This window comes from Bradyrhizobium sp. LMTR 3 (genome assembly GCF_001693485.1).
In the GTDB taxonomy this organism is placed as follows: Bacteria; Pseudomonadota; Alphaproteobacteria; order Rhizobiales; family Xanthobacteraceae; genus Bradyrhizobium.
This window is the reverse complement of sequence record NZ_MAXC01000012.1, coordinates 447590-474282: the sequence shown is the minus strand read 5'-3', so window position 1 is coordinate 474282 and position 26693 is coordinate 447590. Positions and strand designations below refer to the sequence as shown.

Here is a 26693-nt window from a genome sequence, read left to right as displayed (position 1 = left end):
CAAGTCACGCGCAGCAAGAAGCAGTAATCGGGACATCAGGCATGGCTGACATCGCAATCGCGCCACGACGCGCCAAGACGGAGATCCGCGAGGCCAGCGCGTGGGACCAGCTCAAGCACAACCGTAACTGGCTGGGCTTCTGGTTCATGGTGCCGGCGCTGGCGTTCCTGATCTTCTTTCTGGCCTATCCGCTTGGCCTCGGTATCTGGCTCTCATTCACGGATACCCGTATCGGCCGGGTAGGGCATTTTGTCGGGTCCGAGAACTACGAATGGCTGTGGGATGACGCGATCTTCTGGCTTTCGGTATTCAACACGCTTCTCTACACGTTTATCGCGAGCGCCATCAAATTCGGAATAGGGCTCTATCTGGCGCTGCTGTTGAACGAGAACATGCCGTTCAAGGCGATGTTGCGCGCGCTGGTGCTGATCCCCTTCATCGTGCCGACGGTGCTGTCGGCGCTGGCATTCTGGTGGATATTCGATTCACAATTCTCGATCATCTCGTGGTCGTTGAAGCAGATGGGCCTGATCACCGAGAACATCAATTTCCTTGGCGACACGACCTGGGCCCGCATTTGCGTGATCTTCGCCAATATCTGGCGCGGCGTACCCTTCGTCGCGATCACGCTGCTCGCCGGCCTGCAGACCGTGCAGCCGTCGCTCTATGAGGCCGCGACGCTCGATGGCGCGTCGCGCTGGCAGATGTTCCGCTTCATCACCTATCCGCTGTTGACGCCGATCATCGCCGTCGTGATGACGTTCTCGGTGCTGTTCACCTTCACCGACTTCCAGTTGATCTGGGCAATGACGCGGGGCGGTCCGGTCAATGCCACGCATCTGATGGCGACCCTGTCGTATCAGCGCGCGATCATCGCGGGTCAGTTGGGCGAGGGCGCGGCGATCTCGAGCGCGATGATCCCGTTCCTCCTCGCCGCCATCATGGTGTCTTGGTTCGGCCTGCAGCGCCGCAAGTGGCAGCAAGGGGAAAACAATGACTGATCTCCCCACCTCACGGATCGATCTCAAGGCCGTCCTGCATAGCTCGGCGCCAACGATCGCGAAGGACGATCACAGCGAGGGCATGAGCTATCTGCAGTCGGTGCCGCGCCGGCTGGTGACGCTCTATCTGCCGCTGTCGATCATCGTCATCGTGCTGCTGTTCCCGTTCTACTGGATGGGCCTGACGGCGATCAAGCCGGACGAGCAGTTGCTCGATCTCGACAAGTACAACCCGTTCTGGACCTGGAATCCGACCTTCAAGCACTTTTACAAGCTCCTGTTCGAAAGCCACTATCCAATGTGGCTCTGGAACACGATGTATGTCGCGGTCTGCGCCACCATCCTGTCGATCATCGCCAGCGTGCTCGCGGCCTATGCCATCGTCCGGTTACGCTACAAGGGCGCCAATATGGTCGGCGGCCTGATCTTCCTGGCCTATCTGGTGCCGCCGTCGATCCTGTTCATTCCGCTGGCGACCGTCGTATTCCAGTACGGCCTGTTCGACTCGCCGATGGCGTTGATCCTGACCTATCCGACCATCCTGATTCCGTTCTCGACCTGGCTGCTGATGGGCTACTTCAAAACCATCCCGTTCGAGCTGGAGGAATGCGCGCTGATCGATGGTGCCAGCCGTTGGCAGATCCTGATCAAGATCGTGCTGCCGCTGGCGATTCCGGGACTGATCTCGGCGTTCATCTTCTGCTTCACGCTGTGCTGGAACGAGTTCATCTATGCGCTGACGTTCCTGCAATCGACCTCCAACAAGACGGTGCCGGTCGCAATCGTCAACGAATTCGTCGATGGCGACATCTATCGCTGGGGCTCACTGATGGCGGGTGCGCTGGCGGGCTCCTTGCCGCTGGTCATCCTTTACGCCTTCTTCGTCGAGCACTATGTGTCGGCCATGACGGGAGCCGTGAAAGAATAGGCGCTGGAGGCCCGTGTAGATAACAGGGTTCAAAAGGAGACGGGTCTTGCACATTCTGATTCTCGGCGCCGCCGGCATGGTGGGCCGCAAGCTGACCGAACGGCTGCTGCGCGACGGTCGCCTCGGCAAGCACGACATCACTCGAATGACGCTGCAGGACGTGGTGGCGCCCACCAAGCCCAACGCGTCGATCCCGATTGAAGTCGTGGCTTCCGATTTTGCCGATCCCGGCGCAGCGGAGCCGCTGATCGCGCGCCGACCGGACGTGATCTTTCACCTCGCCGCGATCGTTTCCGGCGAGGCCGAGGCCGAATTCGACAAGGGCTACCGGATCAATCTCGACGGCACGCGATACCTGATCGATGCCATCCGCCACGCCGGCGGCGGCTACAAGCCGCGGCTGGTATTCACGTCCTCGATCGCAGTGTTCGGCGCGCCGTTCCCGGAAAAGATCGGCGATGAATTCTTCCATACCCCGCTGACGAGCTATGGCACGCAGAAGTCGATCTGCGAACTCCTGATCAACGATTACACCCGCAAGGGCCTGCTCGACGGCATCTCGATCCGCCTGCCGACGATCTGCGTGCGGCCGGGCAAGCCGAACAAGGCGGCCTCCGGCTTCTTCTCCAACATCATTCGCGAGCCGCTCGCCGGCGAGGAGGCCGTGTTGCCGGTCTCCGAAGACGTGCGGCACTGGCACGCCTCGCCGAAATCGGCGGTGGGCTTTCTGGTCCACGCCGGCACCATGGATCTCGACGCGATGGGGCCGCGGCGTAACCTCAGTATGCCCGGTATGTCGGTGACGGTCGGCGAACAAATCGCGGCGCTCGACCGCGTTGCCGGCAAGAACGTCACCGCGCGCATCAAGCGGGTGCCCGATCCGACCATCATCGGTATCGTCTCTGGCTGGCCGCGCGATTTTTCTACCGACCGCGCACTCAAGCTGGGCTTTACCACTGCCGAGAAGACGTTTGACGACATCATCCGAATCCATATCGAGGATGAACTCGGCGGCAAGTTCGCGGCCTGAGTTGATTTCTCGCCCGTTCATGCGTATGCGGTCATGAGCAAGGTAGCCTGCATCGGCGAGTGTATGATCGAGCTGAAGCAGGCCCAAGGGACTCAGCAAGGGGCTGAGGCTGGCCTGTATTCTCGCGGCTATGGCGGCGATACGCTCAATACCGCCGTCTATCTCGCGCGCCTCGGCGCCAGTGCCGACTACATCACCGCGCTCGGCGACGATAGCCTTAGCGATGAGATGATAGCAGGCTGGGCCGCGGAGGGTGTCGGGACGGCGCGCGTGGCGCGGCTGCCCGGCAAACTGCCGGGTCTCTACATGATCGAGACCGACGACAAGGGCGAGCGCCGGTTCTTTCACTGGCGCGACAGCGCCGCCGCGCGCAGCCTGATGGATTTGCCGCAAACGCCGGAGCTCCTGAGTTCGCTGGCCGGCTATGACGTCGTCTATCTCTCCGCGATCACGCTCTCGCTTTACGGCGGCGAGGGACGGGCACGGCTGTTCGCAGCGCTCAAGGGTGCGCGCGAGGCCGGGGCGCGTTTCGCGTTCGATACCAATTTCCGGGCCCGCGGCTGGCCCGATCTCGATGTTGCGCGCGCCGTTTTCCAGGAGGCCCTTGCCGCGGCCGATATCGTGCTGGCGTCCACCGAGGACCTGCTGCCGCTCTATCCCGGCGAAAGCAATGTAGCCTTGCTGGCGCGGATTCCGGGCACGGAGGTGGTGTTGAAGCTTTCGGAGCCGGCAAGCATTCTACGTCTTCAGGGCGCGCTTCACTCGGTCCAGGCGGAGCCCTTGAAAGCGTCCGTCGTCGATACCACGGCGGCCGGGGACAGTTTTGCCGCCGCCTATGTTGCCGCACGCCTTGCCGGCGCCGACCCGATCGAAGCTGCGCGGACGGGACACCGCCTCGCCGGCGTTGTGGTATGCCATCCCGGGGCCATCATCCCGCGTGCGGCGATGCCGCCCGACCTCATTCCCGCTATCTCTCGCAAGGCACCTCCATGACCGCAGCCACAAGGCAGGAACAGCTCGCCACGATCTTCAAGTCCGCGACGGTGGTCCCGGTGCTCACCATCGAGCGGCTGGAAGATGCGGTGCCGTTGGCGCGCGCGCTGGTGGCAGGCGGGGTGCGCGTGCTGGAAGTCACCCTGCGGACGCCGGTCGCCGCGGACGCCGCCAAGGCCATGATTGCAGAAGTGCCGGAAGCCATCGTTGGTATCGGCACGATCCTGAACGCGGACGACTTGGCGCGGGCGCGCGCGCTCGGGGCCAAATTCGGTATCAGCCCGGGCGCGACGCCGGAGCTGTTGAAAGCCGCCGCCGCAAGCGACCTGCCATTTGCCCCGGGGATCGCGACCGCTTCCGAGCTGATGCAGGCGCTGGCGGCCGGCTTCGATATCGTGAAATTCTTCCCAGCGGAGCAGTCCGGCGGTATGAAGGCACTTCGGGCGCTGGCGGGGCCGTTTCCGAATGTCAGGGTTTGCCCGACTGGCGGCATCGGGGAGGTCAATGCAGCCTCTTGGCTGGCTGAGCCGAATGTCGTGGCGGTGGGCGGTTCCTGGCTTTGTCCGGCGGCGGATATCCGGTCCGGGAACTGGGTCGGCATAACCGCCATGTGCGCGCGGACCATGAAATCGCTGAAACCGGCGTGAAGTCTGTTCCCCGATAGGCTACATAAGCCTTCAGAACCGAAATAGGGAGAACGACCATGACAACCAGCATCGTCGGATGGGCGCACACGCCATTCGGCAAGTTCGACGCGGAAACCGTCGAGAGCCTCGTGGTCAAGGTTGCGACCGATGCGCTTGCCGACGCCGGCCTATCGGCCGAAGACGTCGACGAGATTGTGCTCGGGCATTTCAATGCCGGCTTCTCGCCGCAGGATTTTACCGCCTCGCTGGTGCTGCAGGCCGACCCGAAACTGCGCTTCAAGCCGGCTACGCGGGTCGAAAATGCCTGCGCCACCGGCTCGGCGGCGGTGCACCAGGGTATCCGGGCGATCGCCTCGGGCGCCGCCAGGATCGTGCTGGTGGTCGGTGTCGAGCAGATGACGCGAACGCCATCGGCCGATATCGGACGTTACCTCCTGAAGGCGTCCTATCTGCCCGAGGATGGCGAAACCGTCGGCGGCTTTGCCGGCGTGTTCGGCAAGATCGCGCAAAGCTATTTCCAGAAATACGGCGACCAGTCGGACGCGCTGGCGATGATCGCGGCCAAGAACCACAAGAACGGCGTCGCCAACCCCTATGCGCAGATGCGCAAGGATTATGGCTTCGAGTTCTGCCGCGCCGAGAGCGAGAAGAATCCCTATGTCGCCGGCCCCCTGAAGCGCACCGACTGCTCACTGGTGTCGGACGGCGCGGCAGCGCTGGTGCTGACGGATTCCGAAACCGCCAAGACGATGGGCAAGGCGGTGAATTTCCGCGCCACCGCGCATGCGCAGGATTTCCTGCCGATGTCCAAGCGCGATATCCTGCAGTTCGAAGGCTGCACGGTGGCTTGGCAGCGCGCGCTGGCACAGGCCGGCGTACAGCTCTCCGATCTCTCCTTTGTTGAGACCCATGACTGCTTCACCGTCGCCGAACTGATCGAATATGAAGCGATGGGCCTGACGCCGCGCGGGCAGGGCGCCCGCGCCATCAAAGAGGGCTGGACCCAGAAGGACGGCAAGCTGCCGGTCAATCCGTCCGGCGGCCTGAAGGCCAAGGGCCACCCGATCGGCGCCACCGGTGTCTCCATGCACGTGATGAGCGCAATGCAGCTCGTCGGCCAGGCGCCCGAGGGAATGCAGCTCAACAATCCAAAACTTGCCGGCATCTTCAATATGGGCGGCGCGGCGGTGGCGAACTACGTCTCCGTGCTGGAGCCCGCGAAGTAGGCGCGAACGTGCTATCGTAGGGTGGGCAAAGGCGCGCCTGCGCCGTGCCCACCATTGGTTCGTGAGTCCGAGAGATGAGACTGGTGGGCACGCTTCGCTTTGCCCACCCTACAGTTTTCCGGAGCGTGCATCATGAGCAACGAAAGTTCGATGTCAGAGGCGGAACTGAACAACCGGATCAGAATTCTGGAAGACAACATCCGCCAGTTGATCGAACAGGCTGCCGCCGCTTCCGGCGAACGGAACGAAGCGCGCATTGCCGACCGGCTCAGTCAGCAGAATGAAGAGTTGGAACGGCTGACCCGGGAACGCGACGCCAGGTCGAAAAAGTAACCTCCAACCAGCACTACTCTCGTCGTCCCTGCGAACGCAGGGACCCATAACCACAATGTGAGGCTGGAGGCACCCTGTTAGGGCGAAAGTAACTAAAGCTTCCCGCAATCACCGCCTACACGGCGTATGGGTCCTGCGTTCGCAGGGACGACATCCATTGTTGGTGTCCCGTGCATACGTCCATACGCCGGGCGCGCTTGATCTTCCCAATCCGCTGCCGTTACTTGGCCGGAACGACAATTCGGGAGCAGGCTGATCCATGGGACCATTGGCGGGCATCAAGGTCATCGACATGACGACCGTGCTGATGGGGCCCTATGCCACCCAGATGCTCGGCGATTACGGCGCTGACGTCATCAAGGTGGAATCGCTCGATGGTGACGTGACGCGGCAGATCGGGCCGACCCGTCATCCCGGCATGGGGCCGGTGTTCCTCAACACCAACCGCAGCAAGCGCTCGATCTGCCTCGATTTGAAGAAGCCGGCGGGGCGGGACGCCGTGCTACGGCTGATCAAATCCGCCGACGTGCTGGTTTACAATGTGCGCCCGCAGGCAATGGCGCGGCTGAACCTCGGCTACGACGTGGTCGCGAAAATCAATCCGCGCCTGATCTACGCCGGCGTATTCGGCTTCGGCCAGGATGGGCCCTATGCAGCAAAACCCGCTTATGACGACCTGATCCAGGGCGCGACTGCACTGCCGGCGCTGATGGCGCAGACCGCGGACGGCGTGCCGCGTTATGTGCCCAATGCGCTCGTCGACCGTATCGTCGGGCTCACCGCGGTGGGCGCGATCTGCGCCAGTCTCGTCGATCGTAACCGGACCGGGCGCGGCCAGCGCGTCGACATTCCGATGTTCGAAACCATGGCCGGTTTCGTGATGGGCGACCACATGGGTGGGCTCACCTATGAGCCGCCGCTCGACAAGGGCGGCTATGCCCGGCACCTGTCGCCGGACCGGCGGCCCTACAAGACCTCCGACGGCTATATCTGCGTCATCGTCTACAACGACAAGCAGTGGCAGAACTTCTTCGATGCCACCGGGCGCGACGACCTTCGCGTCCATCCGAAATTTGCGACCTTCGCCGGCCGCGCCGCCAATATCGACGCTGTCTATGCCGAGCTGGCGCGCATCCTCGAGACCAAAACCACCGCCGAATGGTCGGCGATCCTGGAGAAGGCCGACGTGCCGGTCATGCCGATGCATGATCTCGAGAGCCTGCTCGGCGATCCCCACATCGTCGCGACCGATTTCTTCCCGGTCGTCGTTCATCCGACCGAGGGCCGCATCCGCAACATGAGGCCATCGGCGCGATTTTCCGAAACGCCGGTCGAAGCGAAGCGGCTGGCGCCGCGCCTCAGCGAGCACAGCGCCGAAATTCTCAGCGAAGCGGGGTTCTCGGCGGACGAAATTGCCGCTTTGGTGCGCGAGGGTATCACCAAGGCCGTGCCAAACACATAGGACGGACACATGGATTTCGCGCTATCCGCCAACCAGGAATCGATCCGCGACGCGGTCGGCAAAATCTGTTCGCGCTTCGACGATGCCTATTGGCTGAAGAAGGACAAGGAGGGCGGCTACCCCGCCGACTTCCACCGCGCGCTGGCGGACGCCGGCTGGCTCGGCATCTGCATCCCTGAGGAATATGGCGGGTCGGGGTTAGGCATCACTGACGCCGCGATCATGATGCGGACGATTGCGGAATCCGGGGCCGGGATGTCGGGTGCATCCGCCGTGCACATGAACGTGTTCGGGCTCAATCCCGTCGTCGTGTTCGGCACCAAGGAGCAATGCACGCGCATGCTGCCGCCGATCATCGACGGCCGCGACAAATCCTGCTTCGCGGTGACCGAGCCCAATACCGGCCTCAACACCACGCAGTTGAAAACCCGGGCGGTGCGGAAGGGCGACAAATATGTCGTCAATGGCCAGAAGGTCTGGATTTCAACGGCACAAGTCGCCAACAAGATCCTGCTGCTGGCGCGCACCACGCCGTTGGAAGAGGTGAAGAACCCGACCCATGGTCTGAGCCTCTTCTACACGGACTTCGACAAGCAGCGCGTCACCGTCCACGAGATCGAGAAGATGGGCCGCAAGCCTGTCGATTCCAATGAACTGTTCTTCGAGAATTTTGAAATTCCGGTCGAGGACCGCCTCGGCGAAGAGGGCCGTGGCTTCGAATACATCCTGCACGGCATGAACCCCGAGCGCATCCTGATCGCGGCGGAAGCGGTGGGCCTCGGCCAAGTCGCGCTGTCGCGGGCCGCGGCCTATGCGAAGAACCGTGTCGTGTTCAACCGTCCGATCGGCATGAACCAGGGCATCCAGCACCCCTTGGCGAAGAATTGGATGGAGCTGGAGGCCGCGTGGCTGATGGTGCTCTCGGCCGGCTGGCAATACGACCAGGGCATGCAGTGCGGACCGGCCGCCAACGCCGCGAAATATCTCGCCGCCGAAGCCGGCTTCCACGCCTGCGAGCAGGCGGTGATGACGCACGGCGGTTTCGGTTACGCCAAGGAATATCACGTCGAGCGCTATTTGCGGGAGTCGCTGATCCCGCGCATCGCACCGATCAGCCCGCAGCTCATTCTCAGTTTTATTGCCGAGAAGGTGCTGGGGCTGCCGAAGTCGTATTGAGGATGGGAAGGAGGCCTCTCCACAACGTCATTCCGGGGCGGCGCGAAGCGACGAACCCGGAATCTCGAGACTCCGGGTTCGCGTCTTCGACGCGCCCCGGAATGACCGTGGGGGAGGCAGCAGAACCATGAGCTTCATCACCGGCGTCGGACTGACCTCCTATGGCAAGCACGAAGGCTCATCCTCGCTCGATCTCATGAGCAAGGCGGCCGAGCTTGCCATCGCCGACGCCGGGCTGAAGCGGTCCGAGATCGACGGCATTCTTTGCGGTTATTCGACGGTCTCGCCGCACATCATGCTCGCAACCGTGTTCGCCGAGCATTTTGGAATCCAGCCGTCCTACGCACATGCCGTGCAGGTCGGTGGCGCTACCGGGCTTGCGATGACCATGCTGGCGCATCATCTGGTCGACGCCGGTGTCGCAAGGCATATGCTTGTGGTCGGCGGCGAAAACCGTCTCACCGGCCAGAGCCGCGATGCCTCGATCCAGGCGCTGGCGCAGGTCGGCCACCCCGATTACGAGGTGCCGCTGGGGCCGACCATCCCCGCCTATTACGGCCTCGTCGCCTCGCGCTACATGCACGAATACGGCGTCACCGAGGAAGATCTCGCCGAGTTCGCGGTTCTGATGCGCGCCCACGCCCTGACCCATCCCGGTGCGCAGTTCCACGAACCAATCACCGTCGCCGACGTGATGGCCTCGAAGCCGGTGGCGATGCCGCTGAAGCTGCTGGATTGCTGCCCGGTGTCGGATGGCGGCGCGGCGTTCGTCATTAGCCGCGAGCGCACCGGCTCGACCGGCATTCGCGTGCGCGGCTGCGCGCAGGCGCATACCCATCAGCACGTCACGGCTGCGCCGCGCTTAAGCGAACTCGGTGCCGAAATCGCTGTCGCCAAGGCCAAGGCCGCATCCGGTCTTTCGACCTCGGACGTGCGTTATGCCGCGGTCTATGACAGCTTCACCATCACGCTGGCGATGCTGCTGGAAGATCTCGGCCTTGCCCGGCGCGGCGAGGCGGCCGCGCGGGTGCGGGCAGGGCATTTTGGCCGCAACGGCGCCATGCCGCTCAACACCCATGGCGGGCTACTGAGCTACGGCCATTGCGGCGTCGGTGGCGCGATGGCGCATCTCGTCGAGACGCATCTGCAGATGACCGGACGTGCCGGCCCCCGGCAGGTCCGCGATGCCTCGATCGCGCTGTTGCATGGCGATGGCGGCGTGCTGTCGTCACACGTCAGCATGTTCCTGGAGCGGGTGCGATGAGCGAAAAACTCGCCGACTGGACCAAGGGCACTGAAGCCATTGTCTATCAATCCTGCGGCGCCTGCGGGAAGGCGCAGTATTTCCACCGCAGCTTCTGCGCCGCCTGTGGCGCACCTGATCCGGTCGAGAAGCGCGCCAGCGGGAGAGCGATGGTCTATGCGACGTCGCTGGTCTGCCGCGCCGCGACGCCGGAAACCCGCGCCCACGTTCCCTACAATATCGTGCTGGTCGATGCGGCCGAGGGCTTTCGCATGATGGCCCACGGTGCCAATGATCTCGCCATCGGCGATTCCGTTACTGCAAGCTATCGGCCGTTTGCGGGAAGGCTGGTCCCGTATTTCGAGAAAACGAGGTGAGTGTCAGGCGCAATGCTCACGCAACGAAGCAACCCAGAATTACGCGGAACGGGTTAAAAATCTGAGTGCTTCGACGCGTCAACATTCAGTGCCAGTAGAACACAACGCTGGCGATGACGAGCATCGCTGTTACCGCCAGCATCTGCGCAAGCGCTTCCGAGGCCGCCTTCCTGGTGGCTTCCTTCATGCCGAACTCCCTAGACTTGGGCATGAGTCATCCTTGCCCGTGAAGGCCTGATGAGCTCAGTTTGGTTTTACTCGGAACACCCCGCGACGAGTATTCGCTCTTTTGAGTCCCCACTCAGCGAATATCGACAGTCCCGAGAATCGACCAGCATTGAGGCGGCAATTTGGCTCGCTCGCAGCCGGTTTGTGCACGAGAAGGGGAGTTTTTTGGAGCGTGTTTGACGGCTTGAGCGTAGGCCCAACCTGCTACCGCAACGTTTCGACGGTTGATCGGCTCCCTGCTGCAGTGCATGATCTCTCTGTCAGCAAATCAGAAAATCCAAAGCCCAAGGTGACGAATGGCCCGCATCGAATACAGCGATCCTGCCAAGCACAACGATCGCACCCGCGAACTGCTCGGCAAAAACCGCAATGCGAACATCTTCCGGATGATGGCGCACTCGCCGAGCTACCTCGAACAATACTGCCGGCTGGGCGGGGCCATCAGGCACAAGGGCGAACTGGACCCGATCGTGCGCGAGCTCGCCATCACCCGCACCGGCATCCTGTGCGAGGCGCCTTACGAGATCGTCGCCCATAAGCGAATTGGGAAGAACGTCGGCGTGACCGACGAGCAGAACGACGCGCTGGAAAACTGGGAGGCGGCGACCTGCTTCAACGACGTGCAGCGCGCCGCGCTCGCCTTCACCGACGAGATCGTCCGGCGTCACAAGCCGACGGACGCAACTTTCAACGCGATTGCCACCAAGCTGACGCCGGCTGCATTGGTCGAACTGCAGCTTTCGGTCGGCTTCTACATCATGACGTCGAAGTTTCTGGAAACCTTTGCCATCGACATGCAGCCGGTGACGGAAGTGGTGGGGTGAGCGGCGGTTGTTCCATCAACCGCTGGTCTCAATTCACAGGGCCGTATCGCCTTAGCGCCTCCAGCGTCAGCCCCTTGCCGACGGCGCCAAAGATGTCGCCTTCGACGATGCGGGCCGACGGCACGGCCTGGGTGATCGCCTTGTGGACGTGGGCGAGTTTTACCGAGCCGCCGGTCAGGAACACGGAGTCGATATCTTCAGCGGCCAATCCTGCCTGAACGAGGCAGTTCCTGATACGTGTCGCGATACGATCGGCCAACTGCCTTGTATGGCTCACGAGATCGGGACGGCCGATGTTGGCGCTGAGACCGGGGACAATCCACTCCAGCGGAATGTCCGCCCGCCGCTTCTCGGACAGGGCGATCTTGGCGTCTTCGACTTCCATTGCCAGCGTATGGCCGCGCTGCTCGTGGACCACGCGGATCAGCCGGTCGAGAAGTTCCGGCTCGGCCGCCTGCTGCCGCACCTGGCGGATATCGGCCATCACGCGCGGCTCATACATGCGGTTGATGTTCGACCAGGTGGCGAGGTCGTGAAAATAGCTCGAGGGCACGTCGAGCCCGGCGCGCTTCATGGCGCTGCGGAATCCGAACAGCGGCATGACCACGCCGAGACTGAGCTGACGGTCGAAATCGGTGCCACCGATGCGGACGCCATCATTGGCGAGAATATCGGCTGTACGATCGGCCTGGCCGTGGCGTTCGGGACCGAGCCGCACGATCGAGAAGTCGGATGTGCCGCCGCCGATATCGGCGATCAATGCCAGTTCCTCGGAAGTGATTTGCCGCTCATAGTCCAGCGCCGCAGCAATCGGCTCGAACTGAAACGTGACCTCCTCGAAACCGATCCCCTGCGCAATCGATCGCAAGGTTTGCTCCGCCTTGCGGTCGGCGTCTGGCGCATTATCAACGAAATGCACGGGACGGCCATGGACGACATGGCGCAGTTGGCGGCCTGTAGCCTGTTCCGCACGTCGTTTGACCGCGCCGAGGTAATAGGCAATCACGTCGCGGAAGCTGACCCGCGCTCGGCCCAGCCGGGTGGTTTCCTCGATCAGCGAGGTGCCAAGCACCGATTTGAGGCTGCGCATAAGGCGGCCGGCCGTGCCTTCGACATAGGCTTCCATGGCCCTGCGGCCGATCAGAACGCCGCCATCCGCCTGATAGAAGATTGCGCTGGGAATCGTGCTGTGCGCCGCTTCCAGCGCGACCAGAAGCGGCGCCCGGCCTTCCATGGTGCCGAGCGTCGTGTTCGACGTTCCGAAATCAAGGCCGCAAATCGACATGGGAGCTCCGGGAGGGAGCGCCCGTTTACACATAACAGGGCCATCAATCCACCCTTATCTCGTTGTGCTTCTTTTGCGAATCTCGCGTGCCTGGCGTTGACCGATGGGCCCGATCCACAGATCAATTTCTTTCGTGCGGCGGGTTGGCAAATCAATCCGAGATGGTCCATAAGCTGCGTCCCCGCGGCCGGTCCTCCCGCCGCAATCGGCTTTGGAAAGAGGTCGCGTGGCAAATATCAATCGACAGATCGCGCAAGAGCTTGGTGTCCGCGAGGAGCAGATCGCGGCGACGGTCGAACTGCTGGACGGCGGCGCCACGGTGCCGTTCGTGGCGCGCTACCGCAAGGAAATCACCGGCGGGCTCGATGACGCACAGTTGCGCACCCTCGAAGAGCGCCTGACTTATTTGCGCGAGCTCGAAGCGCGGCGGGTGGCGATCCTTGATTCGATCCGCGAGCAGGGCAAGCTCGACGCCGCGCTGGAAGCCCAGATTATGGCGGCCGACACCAAGGGCCGCCTGGAAGACATCTACCTGCCGTTCAAGCCGAAGCGCCGCACCAAGGCCGAGATTGCCAAGGAAGCTGGGCTCGAGCCGTTGTCCGAGCTGTTGCTGACCCAGCCGCAGAACGATCCGCAGGTCGTCGCTGCCAGCTTTGTCGACGCCGAAAAGCAGGTGGCGGACGTCGCAGCCGCCCTCGAAGGCGCCCGCGCCATTCTGGTGGAGCGATTCGCCGAAGACGCCGACCTGATCGGACGGCTGCGCGAGGAGATGTGGACCAGCGCGCTGATGATCTCCACGGTGCGCAAGGGCAAGAAGCTCGAAGGCGAGAAGTTCAAGGACTATTTCGATTTCAACCAGTCGCTGCACAAGCTGCCTTCACACCGTATTCTCGCGTTGTTCCGGGGCGAAAAGGAAGAGATTCTGGAGCTGCAGATGCAGCCCGAGGCCAATGTGCCCGAGGCCGGCGTCCCCAGCGCCTATGAACTGAAGATCATGCAGCGCTTCGGCATCGCCGATCAGAAGCGCCCGGGCGACCGCTGGCTGGTGGAGACCGCGCGCTGGGCGTGGCGCACCAAGATCCAGGTGCATCTCAACATCGACCTGCGGATGCGGTTGTGGACGGCCGCCGAGACCGAGGGCGTGCGGGTCTTTGCCTCGAACCTGCGCGACCTGCTGCTGGCAGCGCCGGCCGGCGCCCGCGTCACCATGGGGCTCGATCCCGGCTACCGCTCCGGCGTCAAGACCGCGATCGTCGATGCGACGGGCAAGGTGGTGGCGACCACGACGATCTATCCGCACGAGCCGCAGCGGCAATGGGATGCGGCACTGGCGACGCTCGGAAAACTCGCGGTCGCGCACCGCGTCGAGCTGATCGCGATCGGCAACGGCACCGCCTCGCGCGAGACCGACAAGTTGGCGACCGAGCTCGTCAAGCTGCTGCCGGATCTCAAGATGTCGAAGATCGTGGTGTCGGAGGCCGGCGCATCGGTCTACTCCGCCTCGGCCTTTGCATCGGAAGAGCTGCCGGAGCTCGACGTCACCTTGCGCGGCGCGGTGTCGATCGCGCGGCGTCTGCAGGACCCGCTCGCCGAACTCGTCAAGATCGATCCGAAGGCAATCGGCGTCGGCCAATACCAGCACGACCTCGGCGAGGCCAAGCTGGCGCGTTCGCTCGATGCCGTGGTCGAAGACTGCGTCAACGCCGTCGGCGTCGATGCCAATACCGCTTCCGCGCCGCTGCTGGCGCGGGTGTCGGGCATCGGTGCGGGGCTCGCGCAAAGCATCGTGCAGCATCGCGACGCCAACGGCCCGTTCAAATCGCGCAAGGAGCTCAAGGAAGTGCCGCGGCTCGGGCCCAAGGCGTTCGAGCAATGCGCCGGCTTCCTGCGCATCAACAATGGCGAAGACCCGCTGGATTCCTCCGGCGTGCATCCCGAAGCCTATCCGGTCGTGCGCCGGATTCTCGCCGCGACCAAGAGCGACATCAAGGCGCTGATCGGCAATGCCGATGTCGTGCGCCAGTTGAAGCCGCAGGCCTTTGTCGACGAAACCTTTGGTCTGCCGACGGTGACCGACATCCTGCGCGAACTGGAAAAGCCCGGCCGTGACCCGCGCCCGGCGTTCAAGGCCGCGGTATTCAAGGAAGGCGTCGAGGAGATCAAGGATCTCAAGCGCGGCATGATCCTGGAAGGCACGGTGACGAACGTGGCGGCGTTCGGCGCTTTCGTCGACATCGGCGTGCACCAGGACGGCCTGGTGCACATCTCGGCGATGTCGAAGAACTTCATCAAGGACCCGCGCGAGGTGGTGAAGCCCGGCGACATCGTCAAGGTCAAGGTGCTGGAAGTCGAGGTCGCCCGCAAGCGCATCGCGCTGACCCTGCGGCTCGACGACGAAATCGGCGACAAGGGCCCCAAGCTGTCGGACAGCAAGATGCGCGAGTATTCCAAGGCGTCGATGACGTCGTCGTCACCGCGCAAGCCGCAGGAGCAGGGCGGTGCCCTGGCGGAGGCGCTGCGCCGCGCCGCGGAAAAGAACGGGCGAGGCAAGGCGGGGGCGTAGAATAGGCTGCGTGCCGGGCTTCATCCTTCGAGACGCATCGCGTTGCAATGCTCCTCAGGATGAGGTCTCGCAGTGTCGAATCCGGATACGAATCCATGATCCTCATGGTGAGGAGCCCGGCAGCGCCGGGCGTCTCGAACCATGCGGCCCGTGAACCTCTACCCAATCCAGTCTATCCCGCCGTCAACAAATCCAGCTTGGCGTTGGCGAGGATCAGCCGATCGGCCAGCAATTGCGCAAGATTGCGCATGATGCGCTCGCCGGCGCGCGGATGCTGTTTCCGGAAGCGCTCGAAATCACTGAGTGAAACTTCATACGCGGTCGCGGCCATGTCGGCCAGCACGTCGGCGGAACGCTGCGGCTCCAGCAGCGCCATTTCGCCAAAGGGCATGCCTGCCGTCAACGTCGCCAGCCTCACTCCGTCGGGCAGGGTGACGTGGACTGCGCCGCTCCGCAAGAAGAACAGCGATGCGGCGGGATCGCCGGCGGAGATGATCTTCTCGCCGGTTTGATAGGTCCGGATTGACGCGTGCGCAGCGAGACCGGTCAATTCCTCCTCCGTCAATCCGGTTAGCAGCGATTGCTCGGAGAGTTCGGTCGCCTCGAAGAAGTCGATGGCGCCGCCGTAGCGATAGACGAGCTGGTCTTCCGCCCATTCGATGGCGGCGTCGAGCAGATAATAGTTGCGGATATTGGTGAGACCTTCGGTCCATTCCGCGATCGCTTTCCAGTCCGGCGACGAGCGCCTGATGCCGGACAGAACCACCGTGACGTGGTGCGCGGCGAGCTCGCGGAATTCCTCGGCGAGCAGGCGGGCGCCGGCGCGGGTCATGGCGGTGACACGGCGCAGGTCGAAGATGACCAGTTGCGGGCGTGGCCTGGCCGCAAGCTGGCGCGAGACGTAGTCGACGTTTGAAAACGACAGCGTTCCGACCAGCTCGATCACGCGAACCTCCTGGTGGTGCGCGGCAAGGATGTTCTGCTCCTGCGCGCGCCGCACGCGCCGCGAGGGGCTGTTGCCGATGTCGTAATCGGCGATGATGCTGGTCCGCGCATCGTCGCTGCGGTTGAGCATGTGAAGATCGTAATGTGACGATAGCGCCTCGCAGACCTTGATGCCGCGCACGCTGTTGCCGTGCTTGTCGAGTTTTGGCGAATAGCTGCCGAGCCCGAGCCGCGCCGGGAGCGCCGCGAGGATGCCGCCGCCAACCCCGCTCTTGGCGGGGATGCCGATCCGGTAGATCCACTCTCCCGCATAATCGTACATGCCGGAGCTCGTCATCACCGAAAGCGTGCGCGAGATGGCATAGGGCGTCATCACCTGCTCGCCCGTCACGGGATTGATGCCGCGGTTGGCGAGCGTCGCCGCCATTACCGCGATATCACGCGCCGTCACCAGGATGGCGCATTGCCGGAAATAGACCTCCAGCACGGCGGCCACGTTCTCCTTGATCACCGCGTTGGTGCGCAGGAGGTAGCCGATCGCCCGGTTGCGATCGCCGGTCGCGCTTTCGGAAGCATAGACGGCATCGTCGACGTCGAGCTCGCGCCCGGCAAACCGGCCCAGCGCCTGCCTGATGTATTCGAATGCCGCGTCGCCCTTGGCCTCGTGGATCAGGCCGGAGCAGGAGATCGCGCCGGCATTGACCATCGGGTTGAAGGGACGGTTCTCGGCGTTGAGGCGGATCGAGTTGAAGGGATCGCCCGACGGCTCGACGCCGATGACGCTCTCGACCCGTGCCGCCCCCAGCGTGTCGAGCGCCAGCGCGAAGACGAAGGGCTTTGACATCGACTGAATGGTGAAGGGGACCTGCGTGTCGCCGACTTCGTAGACATGGCCGTCGAGGGTGGCGAGGCTGATGCCGAAATGGGCAGGATCGGCTTTGCCGAGCTCAGGGATGTAGTCGGCGACCGCGCCACCCGCCTCTGAGGTGAATTCGGCGTGGCAGGCTTTCAGGAACCGCAGCAAAGGCGGTATCGAACCGGTCCAGGCTGTGGGACCGGTCGTGAACGGAAGCGGCGACTGTTTCATCGCCTCTTGTTGTGCAACGCAATCAGGGTGCGTGCAACCGGTTCGACGGCGCCAGCGCCTGGCGGCGCACCAGCAGCAGCGCGACCAGCGCCGCAGGAATGAGAATGGCGAGACCGAGCAGGGTCACCTGCATCTGCGACAGCGGCAGGATTCCGCCGCCCGGCGTCGCTACCACGAAGCCGCCAATTACGAACAGCACCCGCAGCGGCCACTCCAGCGCGCCGGCGGCTCTGAGATCGCCGACAAAGGCCTGATAGCCCTGGATGCCGCCGCAGATGAACAGCGTGCCGAACGCGACAAGCCCCATCAGTCCCAGGCATTCGAGATAGGGATTTGCTCCCTGCAGCACGAGCGCCGGGTTCAATACGAAGAAGAACGGAATGAAATAGATGATGCTGCCCACCCACATCGATTCCCACCCCGTCTTCATCGCTGGCGATCCGGCAATGCCGGCTGCGGCAAAGGACGCAATGGCGACCGGTGGCGTGATCGACGACAGCATGCCCCAGTAAAAGATGAACATGTGCACGGCGATACGGTTGAGGCCGAGCTTCTCCAGCGCAGGAGCCACCAGGATGGCAAGGAAGATATAGCAGGCCGTTGTGGTCAGCCCGAGCCCGAGAATGAGGCTGGTGATGGCGCACATGCCAAGCAGCAGGAGCGCGTTGTCGCCGGCGATCCGCAACAGATCGTTGGCAAGGCTCGACACCACGCCGGTCATCGAGAATGCGCCGATCAGGAGCCCGCAGCCGGCGAGAATGCCGACCAGCTCGACAAAGGTACGTCCGTTGATCTCCAGGAACTTAGTGATTGTCGTCGGCGTCCAGCGGGTATCCTTGGAGAAGAGCTGGTTCAGCACCAAAAGCAGCGCAGTGGCGTAGAACGGCGCGTGGCTCTCACGCTTGAAGTAGAGCAGCATCACGATCAGCAGCACGATGACGAAAACGTAGTACCAGCCGTCCTTGATCGTGTCCCATACCTTCGGCAGCTCGGCGCGCGGTATGCCCTTCAATCCGTGGCGGGCGGCATAGGAATCCACCTGCATGAACAGGCCGATATAGTAGAGGGCCGCCGGAACGATCGCAGCGAGCGCGACGTCCGCGTAGCTCACGTTGAGGAACTGCGCGATGACGAACGCGGTCGCGCCCATCACCGGCGGCGCCAGTACCGCACCGGTCGAGGCGCACGCCTCGATTGCAGCGGCATAGGAGGCGCGGAAGCCGCTCTTCTTCATGACGGGAATGGTCATGGTGCCGGCGGTCAGCACGTTGGAGATGATCGAGCCCGACATCATGCCGAGCAGGCCGCTGGCAAAGATGCAGACCTTGGCGGCGCCGCCGCGGAAGGTGCCGCACATCGCAAACGACAGGTTGATGAAGAATTTCCCGGCGCCCGTCATCATCAGGGCCGTGCCGAACACCAGAAAGCCGATCACGGTATCGGCAAAGGCCTGGATCGGAATACCGAGGAGGCTTTCGCCCGAAAGCACGTGATAGGACGTCGCCTGTTCCAGCGTCGATTGGGTGCCGCGAAACGGCCCAAGCCACGTCGCATCGGCGAACAGGGGATAGACCGTAAACGGCAGCACGCTCAGCAGCAGGCTCCAGCCGCCCGTGCGCCGCAACGCCTCCATCAGCACGACCCACATGATGACGCCCGCAACGATGACGTCGGTCGGCGCGCCGCCGAATTCCCAGCCGGCTTCCGCCGCCTTGCGGACGCTGCGCATCAGAAGGATTGCGCAGGCGAAAGTGGCGACAAAAAGCAGGATGTCATACCAGGGAATTCGATCGAGCGGCGCGCTCCCGGTTCCCGGAAAGATCAGGAACGTGAACGGCAGCATCAGCGCGATCAGGAGATAGAAATACTCGGTGTTGAGCTGGGTGTAGCCGAGGAAGAAGCGCAGGGAGAATTGCTGGTTGATGCACAGCAGGATGGTTACTGCCGTTGCAACCACCAGCGCCCAGCGCCACGCCCCGCGCAATGTCCGCACCCGCGTGACTTCGGCTTCCTGCATGTTGGCATGCGGGTCGTCGAACTCAATTCGTTTTGCAGGCGCGGCTACGCTATCACTCGCAGCAGGTGACATCATTCCCCCTAGACGGTATTCGCCTTAGACCCCGAGGCGAGTGAGGCAGCGCTATTCAAAGCCGTTGGGCATGTTCGCCTTTGCCAGCGCCGCGGCCCGCGCCTTCATCCAGCCTTCGAGAAACGCCTTGTCATCCGATGGCGGGCTGGACTTGCCGTAGTCCGTCCATGCGGCGGCCAGCACTTGCTGGCGCTTCAGCAATTCCTTGTTGTAGGCTTCCTGCGCGTCGGTCCATTGGCCGGCTTCCTTTAGCGCCCTGGCGGCGCCCGGATGCACCGGAACTACCCAGTTCTTGGTCTGGCGGTCGGCCGCAAGACCGGCCGCGCCCGGCGCGGAATCCTTGTAGGCGTCGTAGCCCGTGATCATCGCCTTGGTGATGGCATAGACCTCGTCGGCGGGCAGCGTCCCGTATGCCATGAAAATCGGGTAGGGATAGTTGCCGAGCTCGATCGGCTTGTCCTTGGTGATGCCGGCGCCGCAGGTCGCGACGTGCGGGAAGAAGAACGAGCCGACCTTTTTCACGCGCTCCCAGCCGGCCTTGTCGTTGTGGGGCAAGGGCGGCCAGATGATGCCGCGCGGTGATGTCTCGAGTTCCTTCGCCGGACCGGTGATGGTGGTGGCGAAAGCAGCGTCGACGTCGTTGTTGATCATACCCTTCCACATCGCGCCGTAGCTCGAAAACTCGACGACCTTGACGTCGCTTTGCTTGAGGTCGCCGAAAGCCAGGATGGCGAGCGCGTTCTGATTCAGCGCCGGCGAACCGACCACAAAGCCCACGCGCTTGCCCTTGAGTTGCTTGATCTCGGTCACACCGGAATCCTTGGCGACGCCGAGCGTGGCGGCGTTGCAATCGACCGTGGACAGCACGAGTTGCAGCGGCTGCGGACCCCATTCCTTGGTACCGAATTCGAACACGCCTTCCTGGGCGAAATAGGTGCCGGAACCCATCGCGGACATGGCCGCGCGCTTGGCGCGCAGCGGCGCCAGTCGCGCCACGTCGTTGCCGGCCGGCAGCACGCGAACATCGGTGCCGTATTTGTCCTTCATCATCTTGCCGACGCCGACGGCGATGTTGAAGCCTGCCGTGCCGGTGTCATAGGCGGTGACCACCATCGTCGGCGGCAGCTTGACGTCTTCCGCAGAAGCCGCCGGCAAGGTCAGCCATGAGATGCCTGCAAGGGCGAGTGGCGCGAGCGCCTTAAAGCGGTAAGTCATATTTTCCCCTCAGATTGTTTCGCTATGCGAAAATTCTCTCGTTAGCGTCGATCATGTCATATCGCGGCTGGCGATGGCAACGTTACGTGCGTACACGTCAATACCAGAGCTGGACAGATTGTCGCGGAACTCGTTCCAAAAAAGTTTATGCCGTGATCCGGTTAAGCTTCGATGATCGCGACAACCTGTCCTTCGGCGATAACGTCGTCGAGTTTGACCAGGATGGCCTTGATCTTTCCGGCCGTCGTCGACGTGACCGGAATTTCCATCTTCATGGCTTCGACGAAAGCGATCTCGTCGCCGTCGCCGACATTGCCACCAGTTGCGACGGGAAGCGCGCACACGCGTCCGGCGACTTCGGTGACAATCTTGATCTCTGGCATTTCCGTTCTCCCGGGACCGTCTGACGGACAGGCTGTCCTCGTGAACGGCTTTTTGTTGTCGCCGCAGATTGCCTGAGGTAGTTTGTTCTGCAAGTGGAATTTTGTTCCGCAGGGCGGAATTAGGCCATGGAGCCATAACAATGGGAAGACGCTCGGAAAGGCTTAGCAAACAAGGAATGCTCGCCAGCGATCTGGCGGGCGAGGGTGATGTGATCCAGGTGGTGTCGCGGGCGTTCGACGTCTTGCGCTGCTTCGAAGGTCATGAAGCGAGACTAGGCAATCTGGAAATTTCCAGCCGCTGTGGTCTGCCGCGGTCGACGGTATCGCGGCTCACCCACACGCTGACGCGGATGGGCCAGCTCGTCTATCTGCCGCGCGACCAGAAATACCGCATCGGTCCAAGCGCGGTGGCGATGAGCACCTCGATGATGAAGGGGTTGCAGCTTCGCAATCTGATCAGGCTGCGTCTGCAGGACGTCGCCGATCAATTGCCGGGCACCGTCGGCTTCGTGATCCCCGATCGCTATCACCTCGTCTATCTCGAATTCGCGCGCGCGGCGAACGCGCTCGGCCTGCACGAAGGCACCGGCAGCCGCATCTCGATGACGAGCACCGCGGCCGGCTTTGCCTACACCGCAGCGCTCGACACCGACGTCGGCGACGCCCTGATCGCCGAAATGGAGCGCGAGATCCCGGCAGACGCGGCGCTGTTGAAGGCGCGCATCGAGGATAACCGCCGCCATTTGCGCGAACACGGCTATGTCGTGGGCTGCGGCACCTGGAGCCCGCATATCAACGGCTGCGCGGTGCCGGTGTGGTCGCCGCAATATCAAACCTTTGTCGTCGTGACGATCGGCCTTCTCGCCGCGATGTTCGACGAGAAGCGGTTGCACCAGGAAGTGGCGCCGCAGATGCTCGAACTCAGCGTTGCGATCGGCGGCCTGCTGGAAGGCGCCGAGGGCGACATCTTCGCCAACCGGATCGAAAGAAAGCCGCTTCCGGCGCCGGCCCATAATAACAACAAGATCATCAAGACGGAGGATACGAATGAACTGGAAGCCGGAGCTCGACGAGCTCGCTCGGCGCGAAGCGTTCGCGCGCGAGATGGGAGGCGTTGACAAGGTCAAGCGCCAGCATGACCAGGGCCGGCTCACGGTTCGTGAGCGCATCGACAAACTGATCGACCAGAATTCCTTCCACGAGATCGGCGCGATTTCCGGCATCGCCGAATACGACGAAAACAGCGAACTCAAGCACCTGACGCCGGCAAACTGCGTGTTCGGCCGCGGCAGGGTTGACGGCCGCACCGTGGTCGTGGTCGGCGACGATTTCACCGTGCGCGGCGGCTCGGCCGATGCCTCGATCTCGGCCAAGCCACTGATGGCCGAGGAGATGGCACACGATTTTCGCCTGCCGATCATCCGCGTCATCGAAGGCTCGGGCGGCGGCGGATCGGTAAAGACGATCGAGACGCGCGGCGCTGCGAATCTGCCGGGCGGGGTCGGCGGCACGCGTTGGTACTGGTTCACGACGGCGAACATGGCGCGGGTGCCCGTGGTCGCGCTCGGGCTCGGTTCGGTCGCGGGCCTTGGCGCGGCGCGGCTTGCCGCCAGCCACTATTCCGTCATGACCCGAAATTCCGCGATGTTCGTCGCAGGCCCGCCGGTCGTAAAACGCCTCGGCCAGGACCTGACGAAGCAGGAGCTTGGCGGCGCCGAGATCCAGACCCGCGCCGGCGGCGTCGATGATGCCGTCGATACCGAGGAAGAGGCGTTCGAACGCGCCAGGCGTTTTCTGTCCTATCTGCCGTCCTCGGTATATGACCTGCCGCCGACCACGGCCTGTAGCGACGATCCCGAACGCGCGGAAGAATTGCTGTTGAAGGCGGTGCCGCGCAATCGCCGCCAAGTCTACAAGATGCGCCCGATCATCGACGCCGTCGTCGACAAGGATTCGTTCTTCGAAGTGAACGCTAATTTCGGCCGGCCGATCATCACGGGCCTTGCCCGGTTCGAGGGCCGCGCGGTGCTGCTGCTGGCGAGTGATCCCTTTCACTATGGTGGGTCGTGGACGGCGGAAGCCTGCCAGAAGGTGGTGCGCTGGGTCGATTTCGCCGAGACCTTCCATCTGCCGGTCGTCTATCTGATGGATTGCCCCGGCTTCATGATCGGGCTCGAGGCCGAGAAGTCGGCGACCATCCGCCACGGCGTGCGGGCGATGGCGGCGGTCAACCAGTCGACCGTGCCCTGGTGCACCATCATCGTGCGCAACGCGTTCGGCGTCGCCGGCGTCGTGCACCAGCCGGCCAACCGCTATTCGATGCGCTATGCCTGGCCGTCGGCCTATTGGGGCTCGCTGCCGCTCGAAGGCGGCATCGAGGCTGCCTACCGCGCCGATATCGACGGGTCGGATGATCCGGCCGCGAAGCTGAAAGAGATCGAGGATCGCCTCAACAAGCTGCGCTCGCCGTTCCGCTCCGCCGAGAAATTCTGGGTCGAGGAGGTGATCGACCCGCGCAAGACGCGTTCGCTGCTATGCGAGTTCGCGCGACTCGCCGAACCGGTCCGCACCGTCGGCCCGCCGAGCAACATGTCGACGCGGCCGTGAGCTTGTAGGGTGGGCAAAGCGAAGCGTGCCCACCATAGATGGCGACGATGCGGAGAGATGGTGGGCACGGCGCAAGCGCCTTTGCCCACCCTACGGTCGCGTTACGCCGTCACAGGCTTCGGCCGCGAGATCGCCAGCACAATCAACGCCGCCACCACGCAGAGCGCACCGGCGACAAAGAACGCCGGCAGATAGGTCTGCAGCACCGTCCGCGACAGGCCGGCGCCGAAAGCGGCGACGCCGGCTCCGAGTTGATGACCGGCAAAAATCCAGCCGAACACCAAATTGGCGCGTTCGGGGCCGAACCGCTGGGTGGTGAGCCGCACCGTCGGCGGCACGGTTGCGATCCAGTCGAGCCCGTAGAACATCGCAAACAGCGAAAGGCCGTAGAGCGTGAAATCGGAGAACGGCAGGAACAGCAGCGACAGGCCGCGCAGCCCGTAGTACCAGAACAGCAGCCAGCGATTGTCGTAACGGTCCGACAGCCAGCCGGAAGCGATGGTGCCGACGAAATCGAATATGCCCATCGCAGCCAGCAGGCTCGCCGCCTGCACTTGCGGAATGCCGAAATCGAGGCACATCGGAATCAGGTGAACCTGGACCAGACCGTTGGTGGAGGCCCCGCAGATGAAGAAGGTGGCGAACAGGATCCAGAACACGCCCGACTTCGAAGCATCGCGCAGCGTGCCGAGCGCCGCCGCCATGATCGGGGTGTTGTTTGGGAGAGGCGCCGGCAGCGGTTCGGTGCCTTCGTCGCCAAATGGCCTTAAACCCACATCGCTCGGGCGGTCGCGCATGATCATCAGCACGGCGAAAGCGGCAACGCCGAGCATCACGCACACCAGTCCCAGCGCGATCCGCCAGCCGTAAGCTTCGGTCAGGCTTGCCAGCAGCGGCAGGAAGGCGAGCTGTCCGGTGGCGACGCTCGCGGTCAGGATGCCGACGACGAGACCGCGGCGTGCCACGAACCAGCGTGCAGCGATCGTGGCGCCCAGCACCAGCGCCGTCATGCCGGTGCCGAGCCCGATCACCACGCCCCATAGCAGCATGAGCTGCCAGACCTGTGTCATCGCCAGCGACGCCACCAGGCCGGAGACGACGATCAGCAGCGCCAGCAGCGTGACATTGCGCAGCCCGTAGCGGTTCATGAGCGCCGCGGCAAAGGGCGCCATCAGCCCGAACAGGATGAAGCGGATCGAGAGCGCGGAAGAAATCTCCGCCGTCGTCCAGCCGAATTCCTTCTGCAACGGCACGATGAAGATGCCGGGCGCGCCGACCGTGCCGGCCGAGATCAGCGCGGTGAGGAAGGTCACGGCGACCATCACCCAGCCGTAATGAATATTGCGGCGGGCGAGGGCGGCTGACAGCCAGTTCGAGATCATTGGGCCTCGGAGGATTCGGGTGGGAAGGTTTGCAGTATTCTGACGTGATGGTCGTCTGACTTGAATGTCGTACTTCCCTCATTTCAGGACACGACGACGTCAGCAGCGATCCGTGTGGGGCTATATTGAATTATGAATATAGTATTATACGTACTCGCCGGCAGGCCTCATGCGTCCCTCCGTCTACTTCTTGCGGTCGAGAAATCCCTGCATCAGCCGCTGCGGCTCGCCGGTCAGAAAAGACTTTCCGAATACGCCGACGCTCAAGTTGACGGATTCGGTCAACGGCAGCTCCTCCCATTGCCGCAGCAGCTCCTTCTGCGAACGCAGCGCTTCGGGCCCGCATTCGAGCAGCGCCGTCACCGTATGCTCGACCGCGGCATCGAGCCTGCCTTCCTTCGCGACCACGTCGACCAGGCCCCAGGCCAGCGCGGTGGGCGCGTCGATATTTTCCGCCGTCATGACCAGCCAGCGGGCGCGGCCCCAGCCGATCAGCCGCGGCAGCAGCGCAGCGTGGATCACCGAGGGGATGCCGACGCGCACTTCCGGCATGCCGAATTTGGCATCGTGGGCCGCAATCCGGAAATCGCAGGCGGCGGCGACTTCCAGTCCACCACCGAGGCACCAGCCCGGAAGCCGCGCAATCACCGGCGCTGGAAAGTGGCGTACGGCCTCACAGAGGTCGCGCAACCGCGTGATGAAGGCTTCCGCCGACTTCTGGTCGAGGCGTGCCATCTCCTTGATATCGGCGCCGCCGATCATGCTCTTCTCGCTCTGGCCGGCGAGGATGACCGCGCGAATGGTTTGGTCGCCAGCGAGCCTCTCGAACCCCTCGCGCACGCCCTCGGTGACGGCGGAGGAGAGGATGTTGAGAGCGCCCGCATTGCAGATCGCGAGGCGAACGACGCCTCTGTCGTCGCGGTCGATGCCGCAATGAGGATTGAGCATTTCCATTCTGTTTTTCCGGGCTTGTTCTGGTCGTTGCTATCACTTCCGGGACATTGCGCCGGCTTGTCAAGGGCGGGCGAGGGGCATTGCTCGACAGCTCGCATCGATATAGAATTATGATCGTCATCTAAAGGAGACGACATGACTGTGACCGAGACCGTCGATCTGTTTTCGTTCGATATGCGCAGGCATCGGGTAGTGGAATGGCAGGCGCCGGGAGCTGTCGCGAAGGCCGCCGTCGGGATGTCCGGGCTCGAGACCATGTGCGCGATCCGCGACGGCATCCTGCCACCGCCGCCGATGGCGCGGCTGATCGGTTTCGAGATGCGCATCGCCGAGCCCGGCCGAATCGTGATGGAACTGGATCCGGATGAAAGCCTGGAGAACACCATCGGACTGCTCCACGGCGCGACGGCCGCGGCGCTGCTGGATACTGCCATGGGTTGTGCCATCACCACCATGCAGCCGGTGGGGCAGACCTCGGTCACGCTGGACCTCAAGCTGACCTATCTGCGGCCGTTGTCGGTGCGGTCGGGCGCGATCTCGGCGGAAGGCAAAGTGATAAAGGTCGGCCGCCAGACCAGCTATGCCGAAGGCTTCGTCCGTGACCGTGCGGGCAATCTTGCAGTGCACGCGACCGGAACGTTCACGATGATCGGCGTTGAAAAGGCGAATTAGGTGCAGCTTTTCCCGCGCACAACTGCTATTATATGACCAGGGA

General features: G+C 63.2%; 24 protein-coding genes. 16 read left to right on the top strand and 8 right to left on the bottom strand.

Going from position 1 to position 26693, the window contains the following annotated elements:
* Window positions 1-41 precede the first annotated feature (41 nt).
* The 11 genes from LMTR3_RS11835 to LMTR3_RS11785 all read left to right on the top strand — a co-directional run bounded on the left by LMTR3_RS11835 (window position 42) and on the right by LMTR3_RS11785 (window position 10416).
* Window positions 42-1001 (top strand): carbohydrate ABC transporter permease, encoded by a 960-nt coding sequence (locus LMTR3_RS11835; protein ID WP_065745199.1) that lies wholly within the window; start codon window positions 42-44, stop codon window positions 999-1001.
* Window positions 994-1929, top strand: a complete 936-nt coding sequence (locus tag LMTR3_RS11830; RefSeq protein WP_057846281.1) for a carbohydrate ABC transporter permease — start codon at window positions 994-996, stop codon at window positions 1927-1929. The genes LMTR3_RS11835 and LMTR3_RS11830 overlap by 8 nt, the downstream gene beginning before the upstream one ends.
* A gap of 46 nt (window positions 1930-1975) precedes the next feature.
* Complete coding sequence (gene denD / locus LMTR3_RS11825) at window positions 1976-2959, top strand: D-erythronate dehydrogenase (protein WP_065745198.1); 984 nt, start codon at window positions 1976-1978, stop codon at window positions 2957-2959.
* A gap of 33 nt (window positions 2960-2992) precedes the next feature.
* Window positions 2993-3952: a sugar kinase gene (locus LMTR3_RS11820; RefSeq protein ID WP_065745197.1), complete on the top strand. Its 960-nt coding sequence runs from the start codon at window positions 2993-2995 to the stop codon at window positions 3950-3952.
* Window positions 3949-4599 carry a bifunctional 4-hydroxy-2-oxoglutarate aldolase/2-dehydro-3-deoxy-phosphogluconate aldolase gene (gene eda / locus LMTR3_RS11815; protein WP_065745196.1) on the top strand — a complete coding sequence of 217 codons (651 nt, stop codon included), beginning with the start codon at window positions 3949-3951 and terminating at the stop codon, window positions 4597-4599. Before LMTR3_RS11820 ends, eda begins: the two co-directional genes overlap by 4 nt.
* Before the next feature lie 56 nt (window positions 4600-4655).
* Complete coding sequence (locus tag LMTR3_RS11810; RefSeq protein WP_065745195.1) at window positions 4656-5825, top strand: acetyl-CoA acetyltransferase; 1170 nt, start codon at window positions 4656-4658, stop codon at window positions 5823-5825.
* 132 nt (window positions 5826-5957) lie between these two features.
* Window positions 5958-6158, top strand: a complete 201-nt coding sequence (locus LMTR3_RS11805; RefSeq protein ID WP_065745194.1) for a hypothetical protein — start codon at window positions 5958-5960, stop codon at window positions 6156-6158.
* Window positions 6159-6417: 259 nt separating this feature from the next.
* Window positions 6418-7620 (top strand): CaiB/BaiF CoA transferase family protein, encoded by a 1203-nt coding sequence (locus LMTR3_RS11800; protein ID WP_065745193.1) that lies wholly within the window; start codon window positions 6418-6420, stop codon window positions 7618-7620.
* A 9-nt stretch (window positions 7621-7629) separates the two neighbouring features.
* Entirely contained in the window at window positions 7630-8796 is a 1167-nt protein-coding gene (locus LMTR3_RS11795; protein WP_065745192.1) for an acyl-CoA dehydrogenase family protein, read from the top strand.
* Between the two features lie 127 nt (window positions 8797-8923).
* A complete protein-coding gene (locus tag LMTR3_RS11790) occupies window positions 8924-10060 on the top strand; it encodes a thiolase family protein (protein WP_065745191.1) in 1137 nt (378 codons plus the stop codon).
* The gene (locus LMTR3_RS11785; protein WP_065745190.1) at window positions 10057-10416 is read left to right on the top strand and encodes a Zn-ribbon domain-containing OB-fold protein; all 360 of its coding nucleotides are present in this window, start codon (window positions 10057-10059) and stop codon (window positions 10414-10416) included. Before LMTR3_RS11790 ends, LMTR3_RS11785 begins: the two co-directional genes overlap by 4 nt.
* Before the next feature lie 85 nt (window positions 10417-10501).
* Here the strand turns inward: LMTR3_RS11785 and LMTR3_RS39780 are convergent, their stop codons facing one another.
* Entirely contained in the window at window positions 10502-10627 is a 126-nt protein-coding gene (locus tag LMTR3_RS39780; protein ID WP_283809278.1) for a hypothetical protein, read from the bottom strand.
* 313 nt (window positions 10628-10940) lie between these two features.
* Here LMTR3_RS39780 and LMTR3_RS11780 point away from each other — a divergent pair, with 313 nt between their 5' ends.
* Window positions 10941-11468, top strand: coding sequence for a carboxymuconolactone decarboxylase family protein (locus LMTR3_RS11780; RefSeq protein WP_065745189.1), 528 nt, complete (start codon window positions 10941-10943; stop codon window positions 11466-11468).
* Between the two features lie 28 nt (window positions 11469-11496).
* Here the strand turns inward: LMTR3_RS11780 and LMTR3_RS11775 are convergent, their stop codons facing one another.
* The gene (locus LMTR3_RS11775; RefSeq protein ID WP_065745188.1) at window positions 11497-12753 is read right to left on the bottom strand and encodes an Hsp70 family protein; all 1257 of its coding nucleotides are present in this window, start codon (window positions 12751-12753) and stop codon (window positions 11497-11499) included.
* A 226-nt stretch (window positions 12754-12979) separates the two neighbouring features.
* Here LMTR3_RS11775 and LMTR3_RS11770 point away from each other — a divergent pair, with 226 nt between their 5' ends.
* The gene (locus tag LMTR3_RS11770; RefSeq protein ID WP_065745187.1) at window positions 12980-15316 is read left to right on the top strand and encodes a Tex family protein; all 2337 of its coding nucleotides are present in this window, start codon (window positions 12980-12982) and stop codon (window positions 15314-15316) included.
* A gap of 172 nt (window positions 15317-15488) precedes the next feature.
* Here LMTR3_RS11770 and glsA read toward each other — a convergent pair whose 3' ends face one another.
* The 4 genes from glsA to LMTR3_RS11750 all read right to left on the bottom strand — a co-directional run bounded on the left by glsA (window position 15489) and on the right by LMTR3_RS11750 (window position 21035).
* The gene (gene glsA, locus LMTR3_RS11765) at window positions 15489-17348 is read right to left on the bottom strand and encodes a glutaminase A (RefSeq protein WP_065745186.1); all 1860 of its coding nucleotides are present in this window, start codon (window positions 17346-17348) and stop codon (window positions 15489-15491) included.
* Window positions 17349-17370: 22 nt separating this feature from the next.
* Window positions 17371-19437 (bottom strand): TRAP transporter permease, encoded by a 2067-nt coding sequence (locus LMTR3_RS11760; RefSeq protein WP_065745616.1) that lies wholly within the window; start codon window positions 19435-19437, stop codon window positions 17371-17373.
* A gap of 51 nt (window positions 19438-19488) precedes the next feature.
* Window positions 19489-20652 carry a TAXI family TRAP transporter solute-binding subunit gene (locus LMTR3_RS11755; RefSeq protein WP_065745185.1) on the bottom strand — a complete coding sequence of 388 codons (1164 nt, stop codon included), beginning with the start codon at window positions 20650-20652 and terminating at the stop codon, window positions 19489-19491.
* Between the two features lie 161 nt (window positions 20653-20813).
* Window positions 20814-21035, bottom strand: a complete 222-nt coding sequence (locus LMTR3_RS11750; protein ID WP_057846297.1) for an acyl-CoA carboxylase biotin carboxyl carrier protein subunit — start codon at window positions 21033-21035, stop codon at window positions 20814-20816.
* A gap of 140 nt (window positions 21036-21175) precedes the next feature.
* Here LMTR3_RS11750 and LMTR3_RS11745 point away from each other — a divergent pair, with 140 nt between their 5' ends.
* Both LMTR3_RS11745 and LMTR3_RS11740 read left to right on the top strand, forming a co-directional pair.
* A complete protein-coding gene (locus LMTR3_RS11745) occupies window positions 21176-22153 on the top strand; it encodes an IclR family transcriptional regulator (RefSeq protein ID WP_065745184.1) in 978 nt (325 codons plus the stop codon).
* Window positions 22083-23642 (top strand): acyl-CoA carboxylase subunit beta, encoded by a 1560-nt coding sequence (locus LMTR3_RS11740; protein ID WP_065745183.1) that lies wholly within the window; start codon window positions 22083-22085, stop codon window positions 23640-23642. The genes LMTR3_RS11745 and LMTR3_RS11740 overlap by 71 nt, the downstream gene beginning before the upstream one ends.
* 101 nt (window positions 23643-23743) lie before the next feature.
* On the opposite strand, the gene LMTR3_RS11735 is transcribed toward LMTR3_RS11740, so the two are convergent.
* Both LMTR3_RS11735 and LMTR3_RS11730 read right to left on the bottom strand, forming a co-directional pair.
* Entirely contained in the window at window positions 23744-25024 is a 1281-nt protein-coding gene (locus LMTR3_RS11735; RefSeq protein WP_065745182.1) for an MFS transporter, read from the bottom strand.
* Window positions 25025-25207: 183 nt separating this feature from the next.
* Window positions 25208-25978, bottom strand: coding sequence for an enoyl-CoA hydratase (locus tag LMTR3_RS11730; RefSeq protein ID WP_065745181.1), 771 nt, complete (start codon window positions 25976-25978; stop codon window positions 25208-25210).
* Between the two features lie 135 nt (window positions 25979-26113).
* On the opposite strand from LMTR3_RS11730, the gene LMTR3_RS11725 reads away from it, so the two are divergent.
* Entirely contained in the window at window positions 26114-26650 is a 537-nt protein-coding gene (locus LMTR3_RS11725; protein ID WP_065745180.1) for a PaaI family thioesterase, read from the top strand.
* Window positions 26651-26693: the final 43 nt, after the last annotated feature.

What these genes read in the sequence shown, in the direction of transcription:
- LMTR3_RS11835 (WP_065745199.1), top strand. Translation starts at nt 42, where the DNA reads ATGGCTGACATCGCAATCGCGCCACGACGCGCCAAGACGGAGATCCGC.
- LMTR3_RS11830 (WP_057846281.1), top strand. Translation starts at nt 994, where the DNA reads ATGACTGATCTCCCCACCTCACGGATCGATCTCAAGGCCGTCCTGCAT.
- LMTR3_RS11820 (WP_065745197.1), top strand. Translation starts at nt 2,993, where the DNA reads ATGAGCAAGGTAGCCTGCATCGGCGAGTGTATGATCGAGCTGAAGCAG.
- eda (WP_065745196.1), top strand. Translation starts at nt 3,949, where the DNA reads ATGACCGCAGCCACAAGGCAGGAACAGCTCGCCACGATCTTCAAGTCC.
- LMTR3_RS11810 (WP_065745195.1), top strand. Translation starts at nt 4,656, where the DNA reads ATGACAACCAGCATCGTCGGATGGGCGCACACGCCATTCGGCAAGTTC.
- LMTR3_RS11805 (WP_065745194.1), top strand. Translation starts at nt 5,958, where the DNA reads ATGAGCAACGAAAGTTCGATGTCAGAGGCGGAACTGAACAACCGGATC.
- LMTR3_RS11800 (WP_065745193.1), top strand. Translation starts at nt 6,418, where the DNA reads ATGGGACCATTGGCGGGCATCAAGGTCATCGACATGACGACCGTGCTG.
- LMTR3_RS11795 (WP_065745192.1), top strand. Translation starts at nt 7,630, where the DNA reads ATGGATTTCGCGCTATCCGCCAACCAGGAATCGATCCGCGACGCGGTC.
- LMTR3_RS11790 (WP_065745191.1), top strand. Translation starts at nt 8,924, where the DNA reads ATGAGCTTCATCACCGGCGTCGGACTGACCTCCTATGGCAAGCACGAA.
- LMTR3_RS11785 (WP_065745190.1), top strand. Translation starts at nt 10,057, where the DNA reads ATGAGCGAAAAACTCGCCGACTGGACCAAGGGCACTGAAGCCATTGTC.
- LMTR3_RS39780 (WP_283809278.1), bottom strand. Translation starts at nt 10,627, where the DNA reads ATGCCCAAGTCTAGGGAGTTCGGCATGAAGGAAGCCACCAGGAAGGCG.
- LMTR3_RS11780 (WP_065745189.1), top strand. Translation starts at nt 10,941, where the DNA reads ATGGCCCGCATCGAATACAGCGATCCTGCCAAGCACAACGATCGCACC.
- LMTR3_RS11775 (WP_065745188.1), bottom strand. Translation starts at nt 12,753, where the DNA reads ATGTCGATTTGCGGCCTTGATTTCGGAACGTCGAACACGACGCTCGGC.
- glsA (WP_065745186.1), bottom strand. Translation starts at nt 17,348, where the DNA reads ATGAAACAGTCGCCGCTTCCGTTCACGACCGGTCCCACAGCCTGGACC.
- LMTR3_RS11760 (WP_065745616.1), bottom strand. Translation starts at nt 19,437, where the DNA reads ATGTCACCTGCTGCGAGTGATAGCGTAGCCGCGCCTGCAAAACGAATT.
- LMTR3_RS11755 (WP_065745185.1), bottom strand. Translation starts at nt 20,652, where the DNA reads ATGACTTACCGCTTTAAGGCGCTCGCGCCACTCGCCCTTGCAGGCATC.
- LMTR3_RS11750 (WP_057846297.1), bottom strand. Translation starts at nt 21,035, where the DNA reads ATGCCAGAGATCAAGATTGTCACCGAAGTCGCCGGACGCGTGTGCGCG.
- LMTR3_RS11745 (WP_065745184.1), top strand. Translation starts at nt 21,176, where the DNA reads ATGGGAAGACGCTCGGAAAGGCTTAGCAAACAAGGAATGCTCGCCAGC.
- LMTR3_RS11740 (WP_065745183.1), top strand. Translation starts at nt 22,083, where the DNA reads ATGAACTGGAAGCCGGAGCTCGACGAGCTCGCTCGGCGCGAAGCGTTC.
- LMTR3_RS11735 (WP_065745182.1), bottom strand. Translation starts at nt 25,024, where the DNA reads ATGATCTCGAACTGGCTGTCAGCCGCCCTCGCCCGCCGCAATATTCAT.
- LMTR3_RS11730 (WP_065745181.1), bottom strand. Translation starts at nt 25,978, where the DNA reads ATGGAAATGCTCAATCCTCATTGCGGCATCGACCGCGACGACAGAGGC.
- LMTR3_RS11725 (WP_065745180.1), top strand. Translation starts at nt 26,114, where the DNA reads ATGACTGTGACCGAGACCGTCGATCTGTTTTCGTTCGATATGCGCAGG.